The 23,687-nt window shown below is 45.4% G+C and carries 18 protein-coding genes; 10 read left to right on the top strand and 8 right to left on the bottom strand.

Going from position 1 to position 23,687, the window contains the following annotated elements; genetic code table 11:
- Positions 1-90 precede the first annotated feature (90 nt).
- The 3 genes from DRW07_RS08260 (at position 91) to DRW07_RS08250 (ending at position 4,918) form a co-directional block, all read left to right on the top strand.
- Positions 91-1,317: an efflux RND transporter periplasmic adaptor subunit gene (locus DRW07_RS08260; RefSeq protein WP_124027398.1), complete on the top strand. Its 1,227-nt coding sequence runs from the start codon at positions 91-93 to the stop codon at positions 1,315-1,317.
- Positions 1,317-4,475, top strand: coding sequence for an efflux RND transporter permease subunit (locus DRW07_RS08255; RefSeq protein WP_124027397.1), 3,159 nt, complete (start codon positions 1,317-1,319; stop codon positions 4,473-4,475). The genes DRW07_RS08260 and DRW07_RS08255 overlap by 1 nt, the downstream gene beginning before the upstream one ends.
- A 74-nt stretch (positions 4,476-4,549) precedes the next feature.
- The gene (locus DRW07_RS08250) at positions 4,550-4,918 is read left to right on the top strand and encodes a hypothetical protein (protein WP_124027396.1); all 369 of its coding nucleotides are present in this window, start codon (positions 4,550-4,552) and stop codon (positions 4,916-4,918) included.
- 45 nt (positions 4,919-4,963) lie between these two features.
- On the opposite strand, the gene DRW07_RS08245 is transcribed toward DRW07_RS08250, so the two are convergent.
- Together DRW07_RS08245 and DRW07_RS08240 are read right to left on the bottom strand one after the other, a co-directional pair.
- Positions 4,964-7,216, bottom strand: a complete 2,253-nt coding sequence (locus tag DRW07_RS08245) for a TonB-dependent receptor (RefSeq protein WP_124027395.1) — start codon at positions 7,214-7,216, stop codon at positions 4,964-4,966.
- 115 nt (positions 7,217-7,331) lie between these two features.
- A complete protein-coding gene (locus tag DRW07_RS08240; protein ID WP_240630543.1) occupies positions 7,332-8,315 on the bottom strand; it encodes a GlxA family transcriptional regulator in 984 nt (327 codons plus the stop codon).
- A gap of 114 nt (positions 8,316-8,429) precedes the next feature.
- Here DRW07_RS08240 and DRW07_RS08235 point away from each other — a divergent pair, with 114 nt between their 5' ends.
- From DRW07_RS08235 to DRW07_RS08225, 3 genes are all read left to right on the top strand, one after another.
- A complete protein-coding gene (locus DRW07_RS08235; protein ID WP_124027588.1) occupies positions 8,430-9,431 on the top strand; it encodes an NADP-dependent oxidoreductase in 1,002 nt (333 codons plus the stop codon).
- 1 nt (position 9,432) lies between these two features.
- Positions 9,433-10,197, top strand: coding sequence for an SDR family NAD(P)-dependent oxidoreductase (locus DRW07_RS08230; RefSeq protein ID WP_124027394.1), 765 nt, complete (start codon positions 9,433-9,435; stop codon positions 10,195-10,197).
- A gap of 144 nt (positions 10,198-10,341) precedes the next feature.
- A complete protein-coding gene (locus DRW07_RS08225; protein WP_124027393.1) occupies positions 10,342-10,701 on the top strand; it encodes a hypothetical protein in 360 nt (119 codons plus the stop codon).
- Positions 10,702-10,898: 197 nt separating this feature from the next.
- Here DRW07_RS08225 and DRW07_RS08220 read toward each other — a convergent pair whose 3' ends face one another.
- Both DRW07_RS08220 and DRW07_RS08215 read right to left on the bottom strand, forming a co-directional pair.
- A complete protein-coding gene (locus tag DRW07_RS08220; RefSeq protein ID WP_124027392.1) occupies positions 10,899-12,089 on the bottom strand; it encodes an amino acid aminotransferase in 1,191 nt (396 codons plus the stop codon).
- 52 nt (positions 12,090-12,141) lie between these two features.
- Complete coding sequence (locus DRW07_RS08215; RefSeq protein ID WP_124027391.1) at positions 12,142-12,909, bottom strand: NRDE family protein; 768 nt, start codon at positions 12,907-12,909, stop codon at positions 12,142-12,144.
- Positions 12,910-13,047: 138 nt separating this feature from the next.
- Here DRW07_RS08215 and DRW07_RS08210 point away from each other — a divergent pair, with 138 nt between their 5' ends.
- The gene (locus DRW07_RS08210; protein WP_124027587.1) at positions 13,048-14,298 is read left to right on the top strand and encodes a cystathionine gamma-synthase family protein; all 1,251 of its coding nucleotides are present in this window, start codon (positions 13,048-13,050) and stop codon (positions 14,296-14,298) included.
- Positions 14,299-14,357: 59 nt separating this feature from the next.
- Here the strand turns inward: DRW07_RS08210 and DRW07_RS08205 are convergent, their stop codons facing one another.
- On the bottom strand, positions 14,358-16,568 hold the full coding sequence (locus DRW07_RS08205) for a fasciclin domain-containing protein (protein WP_124027390.1): 2,211 nt from the start codon (positions 16,566-16,568) through the stop codon (positions 14,358-14,360).
- 215 nt (positions 16,569-16,783) lie between these two features.
- Here DRW07_RS08205 and DRW07_RS08200 point away from each other — a divergent pair, with 215 nt between their 5' ends.
- A complete protein-coding gene (locus DRW07_RS08200; protein WP_124027389.1) occupies positions 16,784-17,380 on the top strand; it encodes an FMN-dependent NADH-azoreductase in 597 nt (198 codons plus the stop codon).
- Positions 17,381-17,507: 127 nt separating this feature from the next.
- Here the strand turns inward: DRW07_RS08200 and DRW07_RS08195 are convergent, their stop codons facing one another.
- Entirely contained in the window at positions 17,508-18,053 is a 546-nt protein-coding gene (locus DRW07_RS08195; protein ID WP_124027388.1) for a glutathione peroxidase, read from the bottom strand.
- A 162-nt stretch (positions 18,054-18,215) separates the two neighbouring features.
- Here DRW07_RS08195 and DRW07_RS08190 point away from each other — a divergent pair, with 162 nt between their 5' ends.
- A complete protein-coding gene (locus DRW07_RS08190; protein WP_124027387.1) occupies positions 18,216-20,696 on the top strand; it encodes a S9 family peptidase in 2,481 nt (826 codons plus the stop codon).
- A gap of 23 nt (positions 20,697-20,719) precedes the next feature.
- Here DRW07_RS08190 and rrtA read toward each other — a convergent pair whose 3' ends face one another.
- The gene (gene rrtA / locus DRW07_RS08185; RefSeq protein ID WP_124027386.1) at positions 20,720-21,325 is read right to left on the bottom strand and encodes a rhombosortase; all 606 of its coding nucleotides are present in this window, start codon (positions 21,323-21,325) and stop codon (positions 20,720-20,722) included.
- A gap of 128 nt (positions 21,326-21,453) precedes the next feature.
- Between rrtA and ggt the strand changes: the two genes are divergently transcribed.
- Positions 21,454-23,217 carry a gamma-glutamyltransferase gene (ggt, locus tag DRW07_RS08180; RefSeq protein WP_240630542.1) on the top strand — a complete coding sequence of 588 codons (1,764 nt, stop codon included), beginning with the start codon at positions 21,454-21,456 and terminating at the stop codon, positions 23,215-23,217.
- Between the two features lie 14 nt (positions 23,218-23,231).
- On the opposite strand, the gene DRW07_RS08175 is transcribed toward ggt, so the two are convergent.
- Positions 23,232-23,684, bottom strand: coding sequence for a hypothetical protein (locus DRW07_RS08175; protein WP_124027385.1), 453 nt, complete (start codon positions 23,682-23,684; stop codon positions 23,232-23,234).
- Between the last annotated feature and the right edge of the window lie 3 nt (positions 23,685-23,687).

The raw sequence follows: 23,687 nt of genomic DNA, 5'->3' as shown, positions 1-23,687 counted from the left end.
CAAAAGTAATCGCGCGTTATTTGCTGTATTCTTGTAATATTAGGCTACAAAAAAAACTATAAAAATTAATTAGATATCTAGGGTAAGGGAATGAAAAAAACATCGATGGTCAAGTCTGCGTTGCCGTTTGCCATTATCATCATTGCCGTGATCGTGGCGTTTGTCATGATTAATATGCGCAAACCGCCAGAGAAAGAAGAGGTTGTTGAAAAGGCTTTTCTTGTTGAAGCACAAGAGGTTTTCCGTGAACCCGTTGAATTTGTGGTGTTTTCTCAAGGTAATGTGCAACCAAAAAATCATACCCGTATTAGTACTCAAGTGAGTGGAAAAGTTGTGAGTGTGTCTTCGGTTTTCCAAGCGGGTGGCTTTTTCAAACAAGGCGACATTCTGGTAACGTTAGAACAAGATGACTTTTTAACTGATCTTAAATTGGCAGAAGCCGAATTGGCGCAGGCCCGTGCTTCATTGGAAGAAGAAAAAGCCAGGGGGAAAGTGGCCGAAGAAGACTGGAAGGCACTCAATAATTCAACGCCACCTGCACTAGGCTTGCGTAAACCTCAACTCGCCAGAGAACAAGCCAATGTAAAGGCTGCAGAAGCTAAATATGAAAGAGCAATGCGTAATCTCGCGCGCACAGAGGTAAGGGCACCGTATAACGGCATAGTGGTTAAGCGTGACGTTGATGTGGGGCAGTTTCTACCAGTGGGCTCAATTGTTGGTGAAGTGTACTCGACCGATGTCGCCGAAGTACGTTTACCGTTAGCAAATTCTGATCTGGCCTTTTTAGATTTAAGTGCCGGTGTTGAGTCAAACAATCCAGTTCAATTAAAAGCCGATGTAGCCGGTCGAGAGCGGGTATGGTCAGGCAGATTGGTGCGTAGTGAAGGGGTGATGGACGCAGGTAGCCGGGTGATGTATGCCGTGGTCGAAGTGGAGGACCCATACCGTATTAATAGTGGCAATGACGCCGCACCGCTTAGATTTGGTCAGTTTGTCGAAGCAGTGATCAGCGGGACGCGGTCAGAGAATGTCATTGTTCTGCCAAGGAATCTGCTCAGACTGGACAACACAGTATTAACAGTTTCCGATGAGAGAGAGATTGCTATCAAGCCTGTACAAGTCGCCAGAACAGACGCAGAGCGGGTATACATCAGTGAGGGCCTGAACTCTGGTGAAAAAGTTGCCGTCAGCGCCGTGCCTAATCCCTATAATGGTATGAAGGTTCGATTGCCAGGTGATGAACCTGAAATCGAAGAACCTCAAAAAAATGATCAGGCAGAAGAGGCAAGCGCAATAGATACTGCGGAGGCTAACTGATGAGTCAAATTGATACCCATAATGGGGTAATTGCCTGGTTTGCACGCAATAGCGTTGCGGCAAACCTACTTATGTGGATTTTGATCGTGGGTGGGCTTTATGGTGCACTGACCATTCAAAAGCAGATTTTCCCTAATTTTGATATACAACTCGTGCAGGTTCGTGTGCCTTACCTTGGTGCTGCACCGCAGGAGGTCGAAGAAGGGGTTATCCTCAAGATTGAAGAAGCCGTAGAAAACATAGAAGGGATCAAAAAGATTACCTCTACTTCGGTGGAGGGAATGGGGACAGTAAGCATCGAGGTGGAAGAAGACTATGATGTAGAGTCTGTACTTGATGAAGTAAAAGTGCAGGTTGATGCTATTCCCAGTTTTCCCGCAAATACTGAAAAACCTGTTGTCTACCGGCAAAAAATTCAGCAAGACGTCATATGGATATCTGTGTATGGCGATGCCACTGAGCGTGAACTTAAAGAGTTCGCCAAGGTTATGCGCGATGAAATTGCTAATTTGCCCGGCATCTCTGCTGTGCAGGTATTGGGTGACCGGGCGTATGAAATCAGTATTGAGCTAAGTGAAGTTACCTTGCAGAAATACAATCTCACTTTTTCTGAAGTGGTCAGTATTGTTCGTCAGGCATCAGTGGATCTGCCTGGTGGTGCCATCAAGACAGATAATGGCAATATATTGCTTCGCACCATAGGGCAAGCCTATACCGGATGGGATTTTTCACAAATTGTGTTGCTCACCCAACAAGATGGCACACGTGTGAAGCTGGGTGATGTTGCAAGTATCGAAGATGGCTTTGTTGAGAACAATCAATTTGCCGTGTTTGATGGTAAACCGGCCGTAAGTATCCGGGTGCAGTCAGTTGGCGATCAAAATGCCTTACAGATCTCAGAAGAGGTCAATCGGTACATCGCTGAAAATAAACCCAATTTCCCAGCCAATATTAATGCGGATACATGGGGAGATAGCTCTTTTTATCTCGCTGACAGATTGAACATGATGCTGGAAAACATGGCTGTTGGTGCATTGTTGGTCTTTCTGGTGCTCAGCTTGTTCCTGAAAATCAAACTCGCCTTTTGGGTGATTGTTGGATTGCCGGTTTGCTTCCTCGGAACACTATTGTTTATGCCATTGGATATGTTTGGTGTGTCAATTAACCTGCTCAGTCTTTTCGCCTTTATCCTTGTGCTGGGTATAGTGGTAGATGATGCCATTATCATGGGGGAGTCGGCTTATTCTGAGATAGATAAAAATGGCCACACCACAGAAAATGTCATTAAAGGTGTTAAGAAAGTGGCTATGCCTGCCACGTTTGGCGTACTCACAACCATTGCCGCATTTACCCCCATGCTGATGGTGTCAGGTCCATTTGGGGTGATTTGGAAAACTATTGGTCTGGTTGTCATTATTTGTCTGGCATTTTCGCTGGTGGAGTCAAAGTTGATTTTGCCTGCTCATTTAGTGCATATGAAGCTTAAACCTTACGACCCGGCTAAAGCCAATCGTCTGCAGAAATTCAGAGATTTCTTCAGTGAGGGTATTAAGGTATTTATCAATAACAAATATGCCCCGTTTTTACGCAAAGCAGTAGAGAATCGTTACATTACCTTATCCAGTTTTATCGCAATGTTAATTCTTACCGTGGGTCTATTCGGTGGGGGCTTGGTGCGCTTTGTTTTCTTCCCCGATATCCCCAGTGATTTTATGTTTGCCAGCGTTGAGATGGAACCAGGATCGTCTACCAAGCAGCGCGACAAAGCCATGATTGCGCTGTTAGATTCGATGGAAAAAATGGATAACAAGGTCGCCAATGATTCGGGTAGTGGTGTGGTCAAACACTCTATTGCGTTCGATGAAGGTGATTTGGCGGGGTCTGTGTTTGTTGAGCTAACTAAGGGTGAGACCCGTGAACTGAGTGACTCTGAAATTCATGAGCTGTGGCGTGAGCAAATGGTTGAAATACCCGGTGTAAGAACACTGAGCATCGGTAATCCTGGCGGACCTGGAGGCGGTGCAGACCTGAGTTTTGAATTTACCTCTCACGATATTGATGAACTTAGAGCTATCAGTAATGACCTTAAAGAGGCGCTGTATAGCTACACAGGCGTGTCTGACATCAATGACACGTTCTCCGGCGGCAGCGATGAAATACAGCTCGATTTGACACCACAGGCGGAAGCCCTTGGCATTACGCTTCAGCAATTAGGCCAGCAGGTTCGCTTTGGGTTCTATGGGGCTGAAGTACAGCGCGTTCAAAGAGATGACGAAGAAGTTAAAGTCATGGTGCGATACCCGCTTGAGGAGCGTAATTCTATTGGACACTTAGAGAATATGCGTGTTCGCGCCCCAAATGGCGACGATGTGCCATTTGAAGAAGTGGGCATTATGTCATTAGGGAAGGGGTTTGATTCTATCATCAGGGTCGACGGCCAACGTTCAGTGACAGTCACAGCCAAAGTAGACAAAAACAGAATCGATCCAGGTGAAGTGACTGGGGATGTTGTTAGCAATACTATCCCTGATCTACTTGAGCGTTATCCAGAAGTGGACTTCCAACTTCAAGGAAACTCCAGAGAGCAGGCTGAGGCACTCACATCGCTAGCGCTTGGCATGTTGTTCGCCATGTTCGCCATTTATGCGTTGTTGGCCATTCCACTCAAATCATATTCGCAGCCACTCATTATTATGTCAGTGATCCCTTTTGGTATTGTTGGTGCCATTGTCGGACATCTGTTGTTAGGTAAAGCGGTAAGTGTATTATCAATATGTGGCATCATTGCGTTGAGTGGGGTAGTGGTAAACGACAGTCTTATCATGGTTGATTTTGTGAACCGCGCACGCAAAGAAGGCATGCGTCTTGTGGACGCAGCCATCAGTGCAGGCACACAAAGGTTTAGGGCCATTATACTGACGTCACTGACTACGTTTATGGGATTAATGCCAATCGTTCTGGAGCGCAGTCTTCAGGCTCAAATCGTCATTCCTATGGCGATATCACTGGCATTTGGTATTTTGTTTGCTACCGTGATCACACTCTTGCTGGTGCCTTCTCTTTATCTCATTCTCGACGATGTGAAGGGTATGTTCCGTAAGCGAACCCCTGACAATGACGATTCAAGAGACTTTTCTGCCAACGTAGCCGCTAAATAAGCGGCTATTTTTTTGCTTGAAATATAATCAAATATGCCTATACTGTATATATAAACAGTATTCGAGGTGTAGCCATGACAGGTCTTAAACATGTAGACAAGTTAATTAGCAAATACGGCGTGAATGCGTATTCCCAGAACACGCCTTTTATCTGTCGTAAGCAATATGTTCAGTCTGATGCGGCTACATGCGGGTTGCCGTTTTGTTTTTACAGAGAAATTGAACGCCTTAATGGAGGCGAAGCATTGTGGTGTTTTACGGTTTCTTTACCCGACAAGAAACAAAAGCTGGCAGCTTTTTTGGTTAACAGTAACAAAGACATTATTGAGCAGGTCTACTATCCCCGTGATCACAGAGGAGTAAAGGCGTGTGATAAAATTAAACGCTTGCTTGCCAAGTCATTAAAAGACTACAAAGATGATGAGTATAAACTGGCGGCATAAAAAAGCGCCGCAATGTGCGACGCTTTTACACTATTTTCCGGGTTCTTAGAACTTATAACCCATTTCGATACCCCAGAAGCGAGGTTCATTAATAAACGCAGTTAAGTTAAGGAAGTCTACGCCACCGTCAACAACGATTTCATCTGTGATGTTCCTACCAACCAAGGCCACATCGAACCCATCATCAGTTTTGTAACCTAGACGAAGGCCGCCTAGCCAGCGTGCTTCAGCTACAAACTCAACAGATTCATACAAGGTTGTTGGCGATGCGTTTCTATAGTTCCAGTCGGTATTAGCGTATAAATAACCCTCACCAAATGGCTGCTCATAATTGAGAATAATATTTGCTATCCATTTAGGAGCACGGGGAAGTTGGTTACCATTTATCCTTACAGTTGTCACTGGACCAAAAAAACCATCGACTGTTTCAACTACTGGATCTAAATTAGTACAGATAGCAATCTCAGTAACTGCTTGTGCGGCACATCTTTCAGCTTTGAGGTCTTCTGCTTCAATCTCTGTTTTGTTGTAACCAAGGTTAAAGTTGAGTCGCCAGTTGTCGTTTAAGATTGTTTCGAAGTCCATCTCTATACCGCGACCAGTAGTGTTGTCTGCATTCAATAAAGAATTAGTATTAGCTTCTCCACCCGTTGCGGTAAGCTGCTGGTCATCAATATCATACTGATATGCAGTAACGTTTAAGCGTGCATTGTCATCCCAAAGTGACGTTTTAATTCCCACCTCGAAAGAAGTAAGTGTCTCAGTTTCAGCCTCGCTATAAAAACCAAACCTGCCAATAGTCACGGGCCCACGTGAAGCATTTCCGGCACGAAAGAATGTGGTCGTGTCGTCTGTAAGCTCATATCTAACTGCGAAGTCCCAATTCAAATATGAGTCACCTTTACTGTAGTATTCTAAAGGGTCTCCTGCTGTGACTCTGTTGATAACTAGTTCTTTATCGTCGTCTGTATAACGCAACCCATAAGTTGTGGTTAGCTTGTCTGTATGCTGGTATTCGATTTGCCCGAAGACAGAGTAAGAGGTAGTCTTTTGGTCTACCTGATAAAACTCAAGGGTAGCACCGTCAGCATCTAAGACATTGTTGTCAACGGTGTAGTCTTCAACAAAATAGTACAAACCAGCTTGATAAAACAGCTGGTCAATTTGATTAAAGACTCTGAATTCTTGGGTAAATTGATAGTGGTCAGACAAACCATCTCCAGAACCGTTATCAAATAAGAAACATCCCAATTCCTGAGCAACAAATCTATCGAAGGTACAATCATTACTCCCAACTGGTTGCGCACCATCTATATCAGCAAAGCTAAAGCTTTCGACAGAGTCATATCCTGTAACAGAGACAAAATTTAAGGCATCGAAGTCATGCTCAACCTTCAAGCTAACACCTATATGCTCCATATTAAAGCCAGAGGGTTGATTATGATAAACGGTCTCAGGGTCAAAGCCTTCTCTTAATCCCTCTTTGCCTTTTTCTAGAGCATTACCATAGAATATTTGTGGCATGTCACCGTCTTGGTCAAAACCATGCAGCTTCAATAGAGCACTGGTGTCATCGCCTTCATATAAAAATTGAAGCCGAAACGCTAGCTCTTCATAGCCTCCAACCTCTGTTCCTCGAACTGGATTGTTAACCCAAGGCTGACGTTCTTGGTACTTCAAAGATGCTCTTGTTGCCCAGTTTTCATTAATTTCAGTATTGTATGCGCCTTCAACAAATGCGGTTTCTCGTGAACCAAAACCACCGCGGATATAGCCAGTGTCCACACCAAACTCTGGCGCTTGTGTATCAATTTTTACAATACCTGCCGGTGTATTTCTGCCGAATAATGTCCCTTGTGGCCCGTTTATTACTTCTACTCTTCCAATATCAAACAAAGGAACACTACGAAGAACTACGTTTTCCAAGGCCACCTCGTCCAGTACCATCGACACCGGCTGACTAGCATTCACGTCAAAATCGGTGTTACCCAGACCTCTAATGTAAAAACGAGGTGACTGGCGACCATTAGACGATTCTATTTGTAATCCGGGCACGCGACCTGCTAGTGCTCGAATGTTTTCGCCTGCACCTAAAAGGTCGTTGATATTTTCAGGCGGCAAGGCAACAACTGTTGCAGGCACATCCTTGATGGTTTGAACACGCTTTTGTGCGGTAACTGTAATCAGCTCCAATCCGCCGTCAGAGTCCTGTTGTTGCTCTTCCTGTGCAACGGCCTGATTGAGTAGCATTGCAGACGCTATGCTAACGGCTAGCGTTGTTTTCTTTCTGTTTATCATTGTGATCTCAAGTATTTGTGTGTGTTTTCAGCGCTATAAATAGTAGATCATTATTGGCTTTGCATCTACTTGAAACGTGACATCTGAGCGATAAATATTCACTTGTGTAATATCGTTAACCCCTTGTTTTTCGCATACGATACTGGTGGGGTGATTGACCTACCCAACGTTTGAACAGTTGAATAAAAGAACTCACATCCGAATAACCTACATCATGGACAATCTGCTCTATGGGTTTGGCCGTAATGTCGAGTTGTTTTCTTGCGTGCTCGATCCTGACCGATTGAACATACTGCTGTGGTGTCATTTCACACGCTGCTTTAAATCGTCTCGAAAAGGTTCTTGGCGACATGTTGGCAATATCAGCCAATACTGCTATGTCTACATTCTCTGTGTAGTGGGTGAGTATATAATGTTGTACTTTGGCTATTGCCATATCGCCGTGCAATGTCTTCTGTTGTATGGAGGTGTAAGCTCGCTGACTGGTTCTGGCGTGATCCAGTACATGGGCTTTCGCGGTTTCTTCTGCTACTTGCTCACCACAAAACTCAGCAATCAATAGCAGCACTAAATCTAACCAGGCTACACCGCCTCCAGAGCAATATACGCCATCTTGATGGGTTACCAAGCGGCTTATGTCCAGCTGAACCTGTGGGTAACGTTGTTTAAATGGGGTCTCGTAGCCCCAATGGGTGGTCGCTACTTTGCCATCTAATAGACCTGCTTCGGCAAGAAGAAATGCGCCTGTGCAGTTACTGGCAATTTTGCAACCTGTATCGTAGAGCCGGCGCAGGTGTGTTAGCAGTGCCTGATTATTTTCTGTTACCAGCGTTAAATCTCCACCAATAGTGGGCACCAAGACAAGGTCGGCGGTGACCACCGAAGCAATATCTTTATGCGGTAGCAGTTGTATTCCATTAATGCATTTAAAGGGAGCCTTGTCGACAGAACATAAAGATACATCAAATATCTGTTGCGGCTGGGTATGGTGAATGTGATGCCATGTGATACCCGCCAAGGAAAAAAGGTCTATAGCCCCGGTTATTGCTGAGGACAGCATGCCGTTTGTGCCTAAAATGGTGATATTGAAAGGTGACACTGATGCTTACCACTGGTCTTATGTGTGGCTAGTTTGCCACATTATAAGGCAGGAATGCCAATCATCAGCGAAGAGGTAATATGCAAGAATGTTTTAAACAACAAGGGGAAAAGAATAATGAATAAACAATGGCGTCTTGCTTCAAGGCCGGTTGGCGAGCCAACAAAAGACAACTGGCAGTTTGTAGAAACCGATATTCCTTCAGCCAAAGAGGGCGAGTTAGTTGTAAAGATCGAGTACATTTCACTGGACCCTGCAATGCGTGGTTGGATGAATGACGCAAAATCATATATCGAACCTGTTGCCATTGGTGATGTTATGCGTGCGGGTACGGTTGGACTGGTTACAGAATCAAAATGTAACGACTTTGCAGTTGGTGACTATGTATACGGGCATTTGGGCGTGCAAACCTATGCGGCTGTTAAGCCAGCGGGACTGCACAAAGTCGATCCAAATATTGCTCCTCTTCCCCGTTACCTTGGTGTTCTAGGGATGCCTGGTATGACAGGGTATTTTGGTTTGCTAAATACCGGGCAACCAAAAGCGGGTGAAACGGTTGTCGTGTCTGGCGCTGCCGGTGCAGTTGGCGGTGTAGTGGGGCAAATCGCCAAGATCAAAGGTTGCAGAGTGGTTGGCATTGCGGGTGGCCAGGAAAAGTGCGATTACTTAATCAAGGAGCTAGGCTTTGACTCCGCCATCGACTATAAGTCAGAAAACGTTGTGAAGGCACTGAAAACAGCCTGCCCAGGCGGCATTGACGTGTATTTTGACAATGTTGGTGGCGACATACTTGATCAGGTGTTAACCCAAATTAACCTTCATGCCCGTATTGTAATATGCGGGGCTATCAGTCAGTACAACAACACCACAGCGGTCAAGGGACCTTCAAATTATTTGTCACTTCTGGTGAATCGTGCTCGCATGGAAGGGATCGTCGTTTTTGATAATGCTAAGCATTATGGTCAGGCAGCGAAAGAAATGGCTGGTTGGATCCATGAGGGTAAATTAAAAGCAAAAGAACACGTGGTTGAAGGCATAGAGCATTTCCCCGAAACACTATTAATGCTGTTCAACGGTGGCAATAAAGGCAAACTGGTATTGAAAGTAGGAGAGTAGCATGACAGCGGCAAATGTAGATAAAAAGCACATACTGATAACCGGCGGTGGGTCTGGTATTGGCGAGGCTGCGGCAAAGCTTTTGGCTGCAAGGGGCGCGACGGTCGGCGTGGCAGATATCAATACTGAGAATGCAGACAAAGTTGTCGCGCAGATTAGCGCTGATGGCCATGATGCGTACAGTCTTACAGTTGATGTGAGTGACAAAGCGCAGGTCGAACAAATGTATCAATCTGCTGTCAGTAAGGCTGGCGTGATTAACGTAGTGATCAACAACGCTGGGGTAGATCATATTCCTGCACCGATGCATGAAGTTGACGACCAGGCTTACATGAAAAACATCGCGGTTAATTTAAACGGCGTGTGGTTTAGCATGAAAAATGCAATTGGCCATATGTTACAAAACAGTGGTGGGCATATCATTAATGTCGCCTCTGTAGCGGGGCTGAGGTCTGCACCGTCTGTGTCTGCGTACAGTGCAACCAAGCACGCTGTAGTGGGATTGACCAAATCTGCTGCCGTGGAATATGCTCGCGCAAATATCCGAGTGAATGCAGTTTGTCCCTCATTCATTGATACCCCTATGGTGCAAGGGGTGCTGAAACATCTACCAGAGAAACAACAAAGAGGGATCATTGGTGCTAACCCCATGAAACGACTGGGTACCGTTGACGAAGTGGCTGGTGCAATCGCTTGGTTATGCAGTGATGAATCGACATTTGTTACTGGTCAAAGCATGGTGCTGGACGGTGGTATGTTGGCATAGTAACGTGCAAGGGCGAGTTTTTCACTCGCCCATTTTTTTGTTTAATTATCGGGCCATTGATTAGGCGTTATTCCGAATATTATCATCCCCTTAAGCGGGCGTTAGGTGACTTCACCATTGTTAAGCCTTAGAGGGTTTAAAAAATTGGATAATCCAGAAGAAATATTTCATCACCTTAGAGAAATTTTGTTCCCTTATAAAAACGGCATGGTAGTGGCCACTGACAACACCGAAAATTTTTATTTAAACACTCATCATGTCATGAAAAACAAGAAGCCAATGTATTTTGGCTCAGTCAAAATTAACAAGCGTTATGTGAGCTTTCATCTTATGCCTGTTTACGTGTTTCCAGAATTATTGGAAGGTATATCGCCAGAACTTAAAAAGCGCATGCAGGGCAAATCATGCTTTAATTTTAAAGCAACAGATGAAAAACTCTTTCAAGAACTCAAGGCGTTAACACATGCGGGTTATGAAAAATATCAAGAAGCAGATTACCTGTAGTATTGGCGGTGCCATTTTCGTCGAACATTCGCACCCTTTAAGTTAGCATTTGGCAATCACTATGGACCCTGTACAAACAGGAAAAAACTACGACATGATTACGGATCGTTGGTCAGATGATAGATTCTAAAGGGGTAGGGTACATACTGGGAAAAGACAGGACGTATTGCCCTGTCTTTTTTATTAACACTCTGTGCTTACAAGACAGACACTAACGCTTTGGCAAGCGTTTCAACATTACTTTTATTGATTCCAGCGATATTTACTCGGCTCGAATCCACAAAATACACGCTGTTTTTGCTGCGAACTTCTCTTACCTGTTCTGGCGTTATGCAGAGGTAAGAAAACATGCCTTTTTGTTTTTCTACGAAACTAAAATCTCTGGTTGCGCCTTGTTCGTGAAGGTGTTTGACCAGAAGGCTTCGCAATTCTTGCATGCGAACGCGCATGGCTTCCACTTCATTTTGCCAGTTCTGACGAAGCGTATCGTCAGAAAGGATAATATTTACCAAGGCACCACCGTAGCTTGGTGGCATAGAGTAGATGCCGCGAGCAACAGACTGAATTTGAGACTGAACGATAGCTTTTTGGGCAGCATCTTGTGTCACGACTGCTGCGAGGCCCACGCGTTCGCGATACAGACCAAAATTCTTACTGCACGACGCTGCAATAATCACCTCGGGCAAATTATTAGCTAGTAATCGCAGACCGTAGGCGTCTTCTGTTAAGCCGTCACCAAAACCCAAGTAGGCCAAGTCAACAAAGGGCACAAATTCTCTTTCTTTTGCTACTTCCAATACTTCATCCCATTGTGCAGGCGTAAGATCTGCGCCTGTGGGGTTATGGCAGCAGCCATGTAACAATACTACGTCGCCTTTATTAATTGTGCGTAGAGTTTCCATCATGGCATCGAACCGAATACTGGCGGTTTCTTTATCAAAATACGGGTAGGTTTCCAATGTCAAACCAGCATCACCAATTAGTGGGATATGGTTTGCCCAAGTGGGATCGCTTACCCAAACTTTAGTGTCGCCACCACAGCGTTTAATAAGTTCAGCAAGCACCCGCAATGCACCACATCCACCAGGAGCCTGAACCGCTGCCACACGATTGGCCAACAGGGCGGGGCTGTCATTGCCGAGGATCATGTTGAGCATATTGTCGATATAACCCTGCACGCCCTGTGGCGTTATATAGGTTTTTGATGTCTCTTCATCAAGCAATTTGTGCTGTGCTTTCGCCACCGCATCCATGATCGGAGTATTACCTTGCTCGTCTTTATATACACCTACGCCCAGATCAATTTTGTTTGGGTTGGTGTCTTCTCGAAACGCGGCAGAAAGGCCTAAAATAGGGTCGGGGGCAAGTGCAGGTAACACATTAAACACGGTTGAAAGTTCCTTTAGGTTAATTGCAGAAGAGGTTCGCTCTGCATTATGCCTAAACGAGCGTAAAAGAGAAGTGATCCGAATGGATTTTTGTCCCTTCAGCGTTAAAATAACGTTCTTCCCAAGTGACCTTGCCTTGCTGATTAATCATGAGTACGGTTGAGGTTCTGGTTCCGTATTCTGGCGTGACAATAAACGTAGACGAAAGCAACTTCTCCCAGTGATAGGGTACACCTGTCCTGGGTAGTTCATGGTCAGAGGCTTTTACATCGTCTCTCAATATGTCAAATAGGGCTTCACTATGCAGTGATGCGTGCCGTTGACAATAGTCTGATAAGGCTTGCATACCTTTGGTTGTCTTTGGCCAAGGCGAGTTTAACGCCGCATTTGAAAGGCCGTGAACGCCCTCATCCAGAGAAACCAATTCATTGATATGGTTGTTGTACACGTGCAAGTCATGCCATTCTCCAAATAGTAGGTTATACCCGTTGTATTTTGTACGAGTGGCCTTGAGTATGTGCATGAATTCAGTGGTGGTGTGGTTATTCTTCAGGCAATCTGTTACCAGTTTGCCTCTACTAACTGCTTCATCGTTTTGTCGCTCAGGATCGCGAATATTGGTCAACGCGGCAAGCCTTCCTGTTTCTGTTATGCCCATCCAGGTACCCCCAGCGACCAAGTCTTTTCCTGCTAGAATGGGCGGCTGTGTACCCCACCAGTGACCAAACGCAGTGGCGCGTTGATGAAATTCATCCCTGTTGGCCGCAATGATCAAGGGATAGTCACGGTGCTGGTTAACGGCAATAAACAATATACACATAGGTTAATTAGTCTGGCTTTATAACTACAGACCGAAGATTACGGATTTTCTTTCTAAGTTAAAAGTACTGGTAGGCGTTGCGCGACGCATTTTGAGCATTATAATTTCTGGCTTATTAAAACGAGGAGTGTGAGTAGTTTGTCTTCCAATCATGTCCCTAAAGGATTTACCACTAAACGCGTTCATGCAGACCGGTTGCTAAATCGACCCCAGCACGGCGCGGTTCATGAACCTATTACCAAGTCAGTCCTGTTCGATTTCGACAATGCACAGGATCTTATCGATGTGTTTCAGGGCAAAAAAGTGGGGCATGTATATTCGCGTTCATCCACAGGCTCGGCTAATGCTTTGCAAAATATGGTCAATGATTTGGAAAGTGGTGTGGGCGCCGTGTGCTTTTCAACGGGTATGGCGGCCATTAGCTCAACACTGTTAGCCTTATTGAAACAAGGTGATCATCTCATTGTCAGTCAATTTTTATTTGGCAACACCAACAGCTTCTTTTCAACTTTGTCTCGTTTTGGAATAGAAATCACTTATGTTGATGTGACTGATGCGTCAAACGTTGCAGCCGCTTATCAGGCAAATACGCGTGGGGTATTTTGTGAAACTATTGCTAACCCGGTTACACAGGTTGCAGACATTGAGCGTATTGCAGCGTTTTGTTCTCAAAACCGGCTGTTATTTTTGTTAGACAATACAATGACACCAGCGCCATTGTTCGAAGCTAAACCACACGGTGTTTCTCTGGTCTTTACATCATTGACTAAATATATTGGAGGGCACGCCAATGCGTTGGGCGGAGCCGTGGTGGATTGTGGAAACTATGACTGGACACAGTATCCACACATCTTACCTTTGTATCAGGTTGCTGATAAGACACAATGGGGCCTTACCCAAATTCGCAAACGTGGATTGCGCGACATGGGCGCTACCTTAGCGCCAGAGGCCGCGCACGCTCTGGCTGTCGGCATGGAAACGCTATCGTTACGCGTAACCAAGATGTGTAAAAATGCCTATGAATTGGCCCGTTTTCTTGATGCACACGACAAAGTTAAAGCCGTTTACTATCCTGGTCTTGAGCATCATCCCCAACATAGTCGCAGTGATAAACTGTTTAAACATTTCGGTGGGATCCTGAGTGTTGACCTTGTTGATGGTGCTGACCCAGTAGCGTTTTTGGATGCGCTATCGCTGGTATTATGTGCCACGCATTTAGGGGATAACCGCACGTTGGCATTGCCTGTTGCTCCCACAATATTTTTTGAGAATTCTGCACAAGAGCGCGCTGAGATGGGGATAACAGATACCATGATAAGGCTGAGTATCGGCATTGAAGACAGTGAAGACCTGATCAACGATTTTGCTCAGGGCCTTGCTAAGATATGAATCTGGCTTTGTTATAAAAAAGGCGCCCCTAGGGGCGCCTTTTTTCAACCATTTATGATTTAGTCAAGCGTTTCTGTTATCACAGTATCGATAACATGAATGATACCGTTAGAGGTGACTACATCTGTTGTAGTGACGATTGAACCCTGAATGGTCAACGCAGTTTGCGGTTGCGCCACTGTGTCCCATACATCGTTTACCCCCTTGCCGTCTGTGTCGCCAGCAGCGGCGTCATTGGCAAAAAAGTATAGTGGACGTCCTTGGAACGTGGCCTGCATGTTGCCATCACCACGGTCAATCATACCAAGTCCGGGTACGCCTGAAACTGTCCCGTCGGTCACCATGACCGGAGGCCATACGTCAGCGCAGCTATCCACACAGGCGCTGCCTGAACCACCAAGATCATTGTCGAAGGTATACAAAGTAAATCCTGGCTGTGATGAGCCCATGCCGCCAACAAGTAAACCTGAACTTGTGTCATACGCTACTTCTGAGGTCATGTCGTTAGTAGCGTTGGCAAAATTGACGATATCTACTGCAACGTCTTCGTCAGCCATAGTGTTGACGGTGCTGCCGTTCGCAGCAAAAGCTGACACAGAGTTAATCGCGCCTGTATTGATCACGTGTTGTAGTAATACTGAGGTGAGTGCAGGCGTATCGGCAAGTAATGCATTGAGCGCGTCGGAATCAATCTTTGCAAACGCCGCGTTGGTAGGCGCAAACACAGTAAACGTTGCGTCTGGGTCAGCCAGGGCGCTTACCAAGCCTGCTGCATCAAGTGCAGTAACTAATGTAGAGAAGTTGTCGTTACCTGCAGCATATTCAGCAACAGTCTGCGATGACGCATCAATACTGGTGGGGGGAACAATCACCTGATCAACCACGTGAATTATCCCATTGTCGGCCATAATATCTGTACTCGATACTAAAGAGGTATTGATATATAAATCAGAGCCCGAGAGTGATAGCGCTGTGCTTTCTCCGTTTAGCATTTCCACTAGGCTGTCATCACCTTGTGCGACCATCAAAGCTGCATCTGACGCGACACTGCCTTCAGCTACATGATATAGGAGAACGTTTGAAAGTGCCTCTGGATCTGCGCCAAGTGCTGCGAATAGCTCAGGGTCGAGTGCATCGAAAGCAGCGTTGGTGGGCGCGAATACTGTGAAGTCGGCGCTGGCATCATCTAGCGCAGCATCAAGGCCTGTTGCTTGTAACAAGCTGACCAAGGTAGAGAAGTTCTCGTTACCAGCCGCTACGTCTACAATGGTTGTTGCTGGTGTTGGCAGTTCAACATCACCAATAATTACTGAATCGATTACATGGATGATGCCGTTGTCAGTAACAATGTCTGTTATCACGACGTTAGCGCCACCAATCGTAAGTGTGTCTGTTTCTTGATTGATCGCTGTTGGGATTAGTGCACCTGAAGCCGTTTCAACGTCAGTCCCTGCCAATGAAAAGGCTGTGACTGAGTCTACCGCAGCATCCAACACAACATGCTGCAACAATACTGCGCGAAGTGCATCGAAGTCTTCGATCAGTGCCCCGAGGGTGTCACTGTCGATTTTAGCAAATGCGTCGTCAGTCGGGGCAAATACGGTGAAGTTTGCATCCGGGTCAGCGAGTGTCGATACCAAGTCAGCTTGCGTTAGCGCGGCTACCAATGTTTCGAACCTGTCGTCGGCCAATGCTACATCAACGATGGTAGAACCACTGGCATCAGTTGGCATAGGCGGCATGAGCACAGCGTCTATAACGTGAATAATACCGTTATCAGTTTCGATATTTGTAGTAATCACTGTAGAGGTATTAACCAGCAAGTCGTCACCAGCCAAAGATAGCCCGACGGAAGCTCCGTTCAGTGTTTCGACCGTGCTGCCCGCAGCAGCAATCGCTGCATCTGCGTCAACCTCGCCATCTAAAACGTGATAGGTAAGGATCGGCGCTAATAAGTTTTCTGGATCGGCCAGAAGCGCATCAAGGGTTTCTTGGCCCAACAGCGCAAATGCATCGTCAGTAGGGGCAAAAACCGTGAATGTCGCGTTTTCGTCGTCCAGTGTTTCCACGAGGTTCGCAGCTTCTAGTGCAGCCACCAAGGTTTCAAAATCTTCATTGCTGGCTGCAACGTCAACAATAGTAGTTGCAGGTGGTGGCGGCGGTGGTGGAGGCGGAGGTGAAACTTCCGGTAAATCATTTGAATCTGAAGAGCAGCCTACCATGAGACCTGCAATCAGAAGCGAGGCGGGTAGTAGTGATTTCCTGTTCATGTTCTTTCCTCGTTATTGTTTGTTTGGGTTAGTCAACAAATCTCATAACGAGATAAATAAGCATTTAGATACATTAAATTTACGTAATGTTTATCGTTCCATTAGCAGCTTTCACTTTCGTTCTACTATTTAGAATAATGCACACCAATTAAAGTAATGGTCTGTTTGATAAGCGGCCCCATAATATGAAACATCAAATTTGAGGAGCAATCACAATGAGTCATTTACTGATAATCAATACCAGCATTACCGGAAAAAGCAGCCATTCTCGTCAACTGGTTTCAACTTATGTAGACAAAACACTGACGAGAAACCCGGGTATCAGTGTAAAACAACGGGATTTAGCTGAACAGCCTTTACCCCATTTGTCGGGTGAGGAGCTTCAAGCTTGGTCAAATGCCCCTCAAGGCAATGACGCGACACTCTCGGATTCGTTAATTGGTGAGTTAGAGTGGGCTGATCACATTGTTCTGGGTTTGCCCATGTATAACTTTGACTCACCCTCTACCTTTCGTGTGTGGATTGATAGGGTAGTTAGAGCAGGGAAAACGTTCCGTTACACTGAGGCAGGCCCTGAGGGACTGTTAACTGATAAATCGGTAACAGTGGTTGTGACCAGAGGCGGAAAATATGTAGGTACACCGCTGGATACTCAAACGAGTTACATAAAAAATATTTTTAATTTTATTGGTATTCAGAATGTAAATTTCGTTTACGCAGAAGGACTTGCGATGGGTGAAGCGTCAGCACAAGAGGCAATGCGTTCAGCAAATGAAAAAATTGATGAACTTATCGGTGTAACTGTTGACTAACTAAGTGCAGTTAGTGAAATACAAATACTGTTTCACGGAGAAGCAGTTGTATGAAGCTATAGTGTGTTCCAAGTTGAGTGTGCTTGTTTGCCCCGTCATCAAATTGGCGGGGCTTTTTTATGGGCGCCTAAAGTGCGAGATCGGCTTCAATGTCGCTGACAAACGCTTTGTCAGAAGGTTTCGTTCTTGAGCCGTAGTGTTTGATTGTCTTGCCGTCACGGCTAATCAGGTACTTGTTAAAATTCCAGCTAGGTGATTCGCCAGTTTCGCGGGCAAGGATTCTAAACAGTGGGTCTGCGTCGTCGCCTTTAACCGATGTGGGTTCAAACATGGGAAACTCGACACCATAGGTTAATTCGCACACCTCAGCGGTTTTGCTTTCGTCATCCGCTTCTTGGTTAAAGTCATTTGAGGGGAAACCTAAAATGACAAAACCATTTTCGCGGTATTTATCATACATGGCTTCTAATCCTTCAAATTGCGGCGTAAAGCCACAAAAGCTTGCTGTATTAACAACTAAAACAGTTTTTCCTTCATAAGCCTGACACAAATTAACTGTTTCCTGTGAGTTTAGCTTGCGCTTCATAAACTTTAACGCATCAGGGCAGGCATAAGCAGATGCAGATCCCAAGAGGCCAACAGCAACGGCTAGGGTAGAAACTAACTTCTTCATTTTTTTATTCCTCAGTGAGTTTGCATTATGTAATACAAACTTGGCATTTTGGATCAAGCAACACTCGATAAGTAGGAGAGATTTTAAGACCAGCCTTGACCGAAAAAGAAATACAGGCAGTATAATGCTTGCGTAAATAATTAATAATAAAGTGACAACGACATGAAGCAATCCCTTGGTTTACTTACTCTGATCGCGGGCACGACAAGTTTGTTGATGGCCTGTACCTCAACCGCCAAATCGGTTGGCGACGCGACTTCACAAATTCGAGCACCGATCCCCGTTATGCAACCTGATGTCAGTAAAATTGACTCAGATAAGGCTATCACACTTGAACAGATTATGGCTGATCCAGAATGGCTAGGTAGGCAACCTGAAAACCCTAGCTGGTCTTTGGATGGAAAACATATGGTTTTTCAACGTAAAACCCAAGGCTCAGTATTGCGGGACTGGTATCGAATCTCAACGGATAATAATGAGCAAATCGTAACAATTGAAGACGAGGCGCGGCACTTATTCGATGCTGATGAACGTATACTGTCACCAGACGGCAATATGCTGGTGTGGCGGTACGCCGATAGCGTTTTTGTTAAACACAGAGACGCCTCGCCCTTACAGATAAGAAAAGGGGGGGATTACGCAAGGTTAGACTGGACGACGGACAAGCGCTTGCTTGCCCAGTCAGGTAATCGCATTGTGGTTATTGATCCTAAAACGGGCGTTGAAAAAACCGTGTTAACTTGGGCCTTTGCGGACAAGCCGCAGGCCGTTCAGCCGCCAGAAGATTACATTGCCGAAGAACAAATAGCGCTTATCGACTACATTGCAAAATCACGTGCAGACAGACAAGTGAGGTTTGATGACCAGCGCGCGCTGAAAAAAGCGAATAGTGCTTATTCAGATGAGCCAGTGTATCTTCCCGCAGACCATGAACTTATTGCTGCTAACGTCTCTCCAGCACTTAATTATGCTGTGATTGTCAGTCGTGAAACCATGGACTTTCGTGATGACAGCGACATTATGCCGCATTACATTCAGGAAGATGGCCGCATTGCTGCAGTAAGCGTACGACAGCGGGTGGCTGATGCTCAACCGGAGAATCACCATGTGTGGCTCGTGAACCTGGCAACGGGTGAGTTGAGTGAAATCGGTTATCAGAGCTTACCTGGTTACAATGAAGATGTGCTCGCTGATGTGAAAAGAGAAAACGCTGAAGCGAAGGGCGAAACCTATGAAGTAAACCGCCTGCCACGGCCCATTACGCTTTTGAGAAGTTGGTACTGGACAGAACCTTCGCTAAAGTGGCACAACAATGGTCAGCATGTCGCTTTGATGCTGGAAGCTTGGGACAACAAAGATCGTTGGATAGCCACTATCGATCTGGAAGATAAAACCTTCATTACACAGCACCGTCAATCTGATGAGGCTTGGATAAATTATCGTTTTAATCGTTTCGAGTGGTTTAACAATGCGCCAACACTTTACTTTTTGTCTGAACATACAGGATACAGTCACTTGTATATCAAGCCTGTTAATGGCGAGGTAACTGCATTGACGGCGGGGGCTTATGTTGTCGACAACTTAACCGCCACCAATGATGATAATTTCATTTATTATGTAGCCAATAAAAAGCACCCTGGAATTTACGAGGTGTACCGCGTTAACACTCAAACCATCGAACATCAGGCTCTGACTGACTTAAACGGTCTTATTGATTACGAATTAAGCCCCGATGAACAAACGTTGTTGCTCACGCACAGTAAAGTGACTCAGCCGCCCGAGCTGTTCATGGCATCTGCTGTAACTAGCACTCCTGCTAAGCAGCTCACTGATACTGTAAGTGATGCCTTTAAATCTATGCCGTGGTCTGTGCCAAAAATAGTAGCGATCCCGTCTTCTCATACCGACGCACCTATCTACTCGCGAGTATACTTGCCAGAAGACTACAAGCAAGGTGAACCACGCAAAGCTGTCGTATTTAATCATGGTGCAGGTTACCTGCAAAATGCCCATCTTGGCTGGTCAAATTATTTCAGAGAATTTATGTTCCACAGTATGTTGGTACAGCAAGGCTATGTTGTGCTAGACATGGACTTCAGGGCTTCTGCGGGGTATGGAAGAGACTGGCGCACCGCTATCTATCGTCAAATGGGGACGCCTGAAGTACAGGACTTGCGTGATGGGGTTAATTGGTTAGTTGAAAATGCCAATGTGGATCGCGAACGCATCGGGACTTACGGTGGCTCTTACGGTGGCTTCTTAACGTTTATGGCCTTGTTCAATGAGCCGGATCTTTTCCAAGCAGGGGCAGCGCTAAGACCCGTGTCTGATTGGGCGCATTACAATACGCCCTACACCTCGAACATTCTTAATACGCCAGATGTCGACCCTATCGCTTACGAGCGTAGCTCGCCCATATACTTTGCCGAAGGGTTGGAAAAACCTTTGCTTATGAATGCCCCCATGGTGGATGATAATGTGTTTTTCGTAGATGTCGTCAGGTTGGTACAGCGTTTAATTGAGCTTGAAAAAACCAACTTTGAAACAGCCATTTATCCTGTTGAGCCGCATGGTTTTGTGCAGCCCAGTTCCTGGTTGGACGAATACAGGCGAATTTATAAGTTGTTTGAAGACGAGTTATAGTCCAATAAAAAAAGGCGCGAATTTCAGCGCCTTTTTACTGTCTCTCTTCGCATGAATAATTGCGTTATCAAAAAACCGATAATACCAGCCAATGCACCATAAAGATGGGCATCTATGGCAACAATCGCATCAATCCAGTCACCTAGACGTTGATCCGGCCCCTGAATTTGCTCAGCGATAATTTTTATTGCCACGCCCACTAACAACAGGTAACCACTTTTACGTTTGTGTTGAATGTCCTGTAATGCTCCCCAGACAAATAAACTGTGAAGTACACCAGATAATCCAACATATCGGCTCAGCTCAGGCGTGAACAAGTGGATACCCAGTGCAATAATTAACGCCGATGAAAAAAACACAACAGCAATGCGCGGTGCATTATAATAATCACCGTGTAAAGCCCACAGTAACAGCAAACCCGCGCCATTTAGCAGTAAATGGTTGCCGTTGGTATGTAACAAATGTGCAGAAAAAAAACGCCATATTTCCCCCTTGTTAACACCAGCCCGCGAGTAGTCAAACCACGCAATGACATACTCCTGAACGGCAAAAAAAATCACGCACATAACAAGCATGAGCAATACTGGGCCAATTTGATGTTTTTTAAGGGGTAAATGCAACGAATTCAAAGTTATTCTGTTTTCTATTTGATTTGCTACATATCATAACAAAGCACACGTGTTTGTGTGATAATGTGCGAATTCTATCGCTGATAAATAAGACAGCAAAAACAGGTCAGAAGTAAGAGGTATAGCGTTTGCTCAGAGTTATCAATGTAATTTTTATTGTGTCTGTCATCCTGTTAGGCTCTGCACCATTTTCTTATGCCAACGATAAAAACAAAGTAAAGCGGGAAGACAGAGAGCCTGAAGCTGCAACGGGGTTTAATCAAAAAGCCGCGTTTACTGCACAAGAGTTCATGGTGGTTGCTGCCAATCCTTATGCATCATGGACAGGTAAGAATATTATTCAGCAGGGCGGTAATGCGATAGATGCTGCGGTAGCAGTGCAAGCCATGCTGACCCTAGTTGAACCGCAGTCATCGGGTATCGGTGGCGGGGCCTTTATCCTGTATTGGGATAATAAAACAAAGACACTGCACACTATAGACGCTCGTGAGATGGCGCCTTCACAGGTCAATCCTTATTGGTTTATGGATGGCAATGACCCCATGAAGTGGATTGATGCCGTTATTGGCGGTAAGTCCGTAGGGGTACCCGGTGTATTAGCAGGGCTTGAACATGCACACAAAAAATTTGGCAAACTAGATTGGTCGGTATTGTTTGAAGACACAATCGATACTTCACTAAAAGGGTTCACTGTTTCGGAGCGACTGCATCGTTTGTTGTCCATGGAACTCAACAAAGGCATTTTGGAATTTCCTGCCAGTGCAAGCTATTTCTACCCTGCTGGTATGCCACTTGCAGAAGGTAGCAAACGTCGTAATCCACGACTGGCAAAAACCCTTCAGGGTGTGGCAGAACAGGGAACGGACTATTTTTATAAAGGTGAAATTGCCAAGCAAATAGCACAGGCGGTACAAAATGCCTCTATTAACCCTGGCAATTTGACCGTGGAAGACATGGCTAATTACAACGTCATTGAGCGTGAACCCATTTGTGGTACCTATCGGGGTTATCGCTTATGTGGCATGGCACCGCCAAGTTCGGGCGGGATCAACGTGCTCCAAATATTGTCTATGTTAGAAACTTTCCCAATAAACCAGTATACCTACAATAGCGTTGAATTTGCTCATCTCTATAGCCAAGCAACGGCAAAGGCCTATGCAGACAGAAACGCATTTATTGCTGACAGCGATTTTACCCGTGTGCCTTCAGCGGCTCTGGTTAATGATGCATATCTTTCCCGACGTGCAGAGGGCATTGGTCTTGACAAAAGATGGCGCAAAATGCGGCCAGGTGAACCGCATATTCAGGCCCAGTGGCGTGAAGGCATGAGCTTAGAGCTACCCAACACCAGTCATATCTCTATTGTCGACAAAGAGGGCAACGCGGTATCAATGACCACGAGTATTGAGTTTATGTTCGGATCTGGATTGATGGTTGGGGGCTTCTTGCTTAATAACCAGCTAACTGACTTCTCGTTTTCTCCGTCCAGAGGTAATCGCCCTGTGTTGAATAGAGTCGAACCCGGTAAGCGCCCTCGCAGTGCGATGAGCCCAACAATGGTGTTTGACGATAAAGGTGATTTGAGTATTGTGGTGGGATCACCAGGTGGTAGTCGGATTATCAGTTACGTAGCACAAACTTTGATTGGCATGATCGATTGGGATCTGAATATTCAGCAAGCCATTAACATGCCTAAACTCACTAACAGAAATGATTACACCACGCTAGAGAAGGGCACTGTGATGGAATCGCTCCAAGCTCCCCTTGAAGCCAAAGGACACAAAATACGCATTGGTGATTTAAACAGTGGCCTACATGGTATTCAAATAATCAATGGTACATTGGTTGGTGGCGCTGACCCAAGACGGGAAGGAATTGCAGTAGGGCAATAATTACCCTACTGCGGTTATAAAAACCTATCGGGTTGAATGCGATCAACCTTCCAGTCACCGTCAACTTTAACCATTTCAATGGTACGTATGTCATCGATTTTATCTTCGTTATAGTGTCCAGAGAAAAATAGAATGACGGTAGCTTCTTTAGAAAACTCTGAGCGGCCTACACCATCGCTTCCTTCAGGTGATACCTCTACGGTGTCATACATCAAATTCATCACATGACGTTGGACGTTTCTGTTGGTGTGATAACGTTTTAACACCCGCTTCATACGTTCTGAACTTAACGCCAGCACGTTATCGATGTTTTCGTCGTGATAGAGACTTTGCATAAATCGCACAGCGGTGTATTGCGGTGTTCCGTCATCGAGCATGCCATAACGGCCTACTCCTAGTTGCTCTTCTTTTTTACAAGCTGAGACTGACAAGGTTAAAATTAATAGAAAGCAGAATTTTCGAAACATACC

Origin of the sequence: Paralteromonas sediminis (assembly GCF_003820355.1) — a bacterium.
GTDB lineage: Bacteria > Pseudomonadota > Gammaproteobacteria > Enterobacterales > Alteromonadaceae > Alteromonas_F > Alteromonas_F sediminis.
This window is presented reverse-complemented; position numbering and strand designations above follow the sequence as displayed.

What these genes read in the sequence shown, in the direction of transcription:
- DRW07_RS08250 (WP_124027396.1), top strand. Translation starts at nt 4,550, where the DNA reads ATGACAGGTCTTAAACATGTAGACAAGTTAATTAGCAAATACGGCGTG.
- DRW07_RS08175 (WP_124027385.1), bottom strand. Translation starts at nt 23,684, where the DNA reads ATGTTTCGAAAATTCTGCTTTCTATTAATTTTAACCTTGTCAGTCTCA.
- DRW07_RS08245 (WP_124027395.1), bottom strand. Translation starts at nt 7,216, where the DNA reads ATGATAAACAGAAAGAAAACAACGCTAGCCGTTAGCATAGCGTCTGCA.
- DRW07_RS08260 (WP_124027398.1), top strand. Translation starts at nt 91, where the DNA reads ATGAAAAAAACATCGATGGTCAAGTCTGCGTTGCCGTTTGCCATTATC.
- DRW07_RS08255 (WP_124027397.1), top strand. Translation starts at nt 1,317, where the DNA reads ATGAGTCAAATTGATACCCATAATGGGGTAATTGCCTGGTTTGCACGC.
- DRW07_RS08205 (WP_124027390.1), bottom strand. Translation starts at nt 16,568, where the DNA reads ATGAACAGGAAATCACTACTACCCGCCTCGCTTCTGATTGCAGGTCTC.
- DRW07_RS08190 (WP_124027387.1), top strand. Translation starts at nt 18,216, where the DNA reads ATGAAGCAATCCCTTGGTTTACTTACTCTGATCGCGGGCACGACAAGT.
- DRW07_RS08230 (WP_124027394.1), top strand. Translation starts at nt 9,433, where the DNA reads ATGACAGCGGCAAATGTAGATAAAAAGCACATACTGATAACCGGCGGT.
- DRW07_RS08200 (WP_124027389.1), top strand. Translation starts at nt 16,784, where the DNA reads ATGAGTCATTTACTGATAATCAATACCAGCATTACCGGAAAAAGCAGC.
- DRW07_RS08215 (WP_124027391.1), bottom strand. Translation starts at nt 12,909, where the DNA reads ATGTGTATATTGTTTATTGCCGTTAACCAGCACCGTGACTATCCCTTG.
- DRW07_RS08195 (WP_124027388.1), bottom strand. Translation starts at nt 18,053, where the DNA reads ATGAAGAAGTTAGTTTCTACCCTAGCCGTTGCTGTTGGCCTCTTGGGA.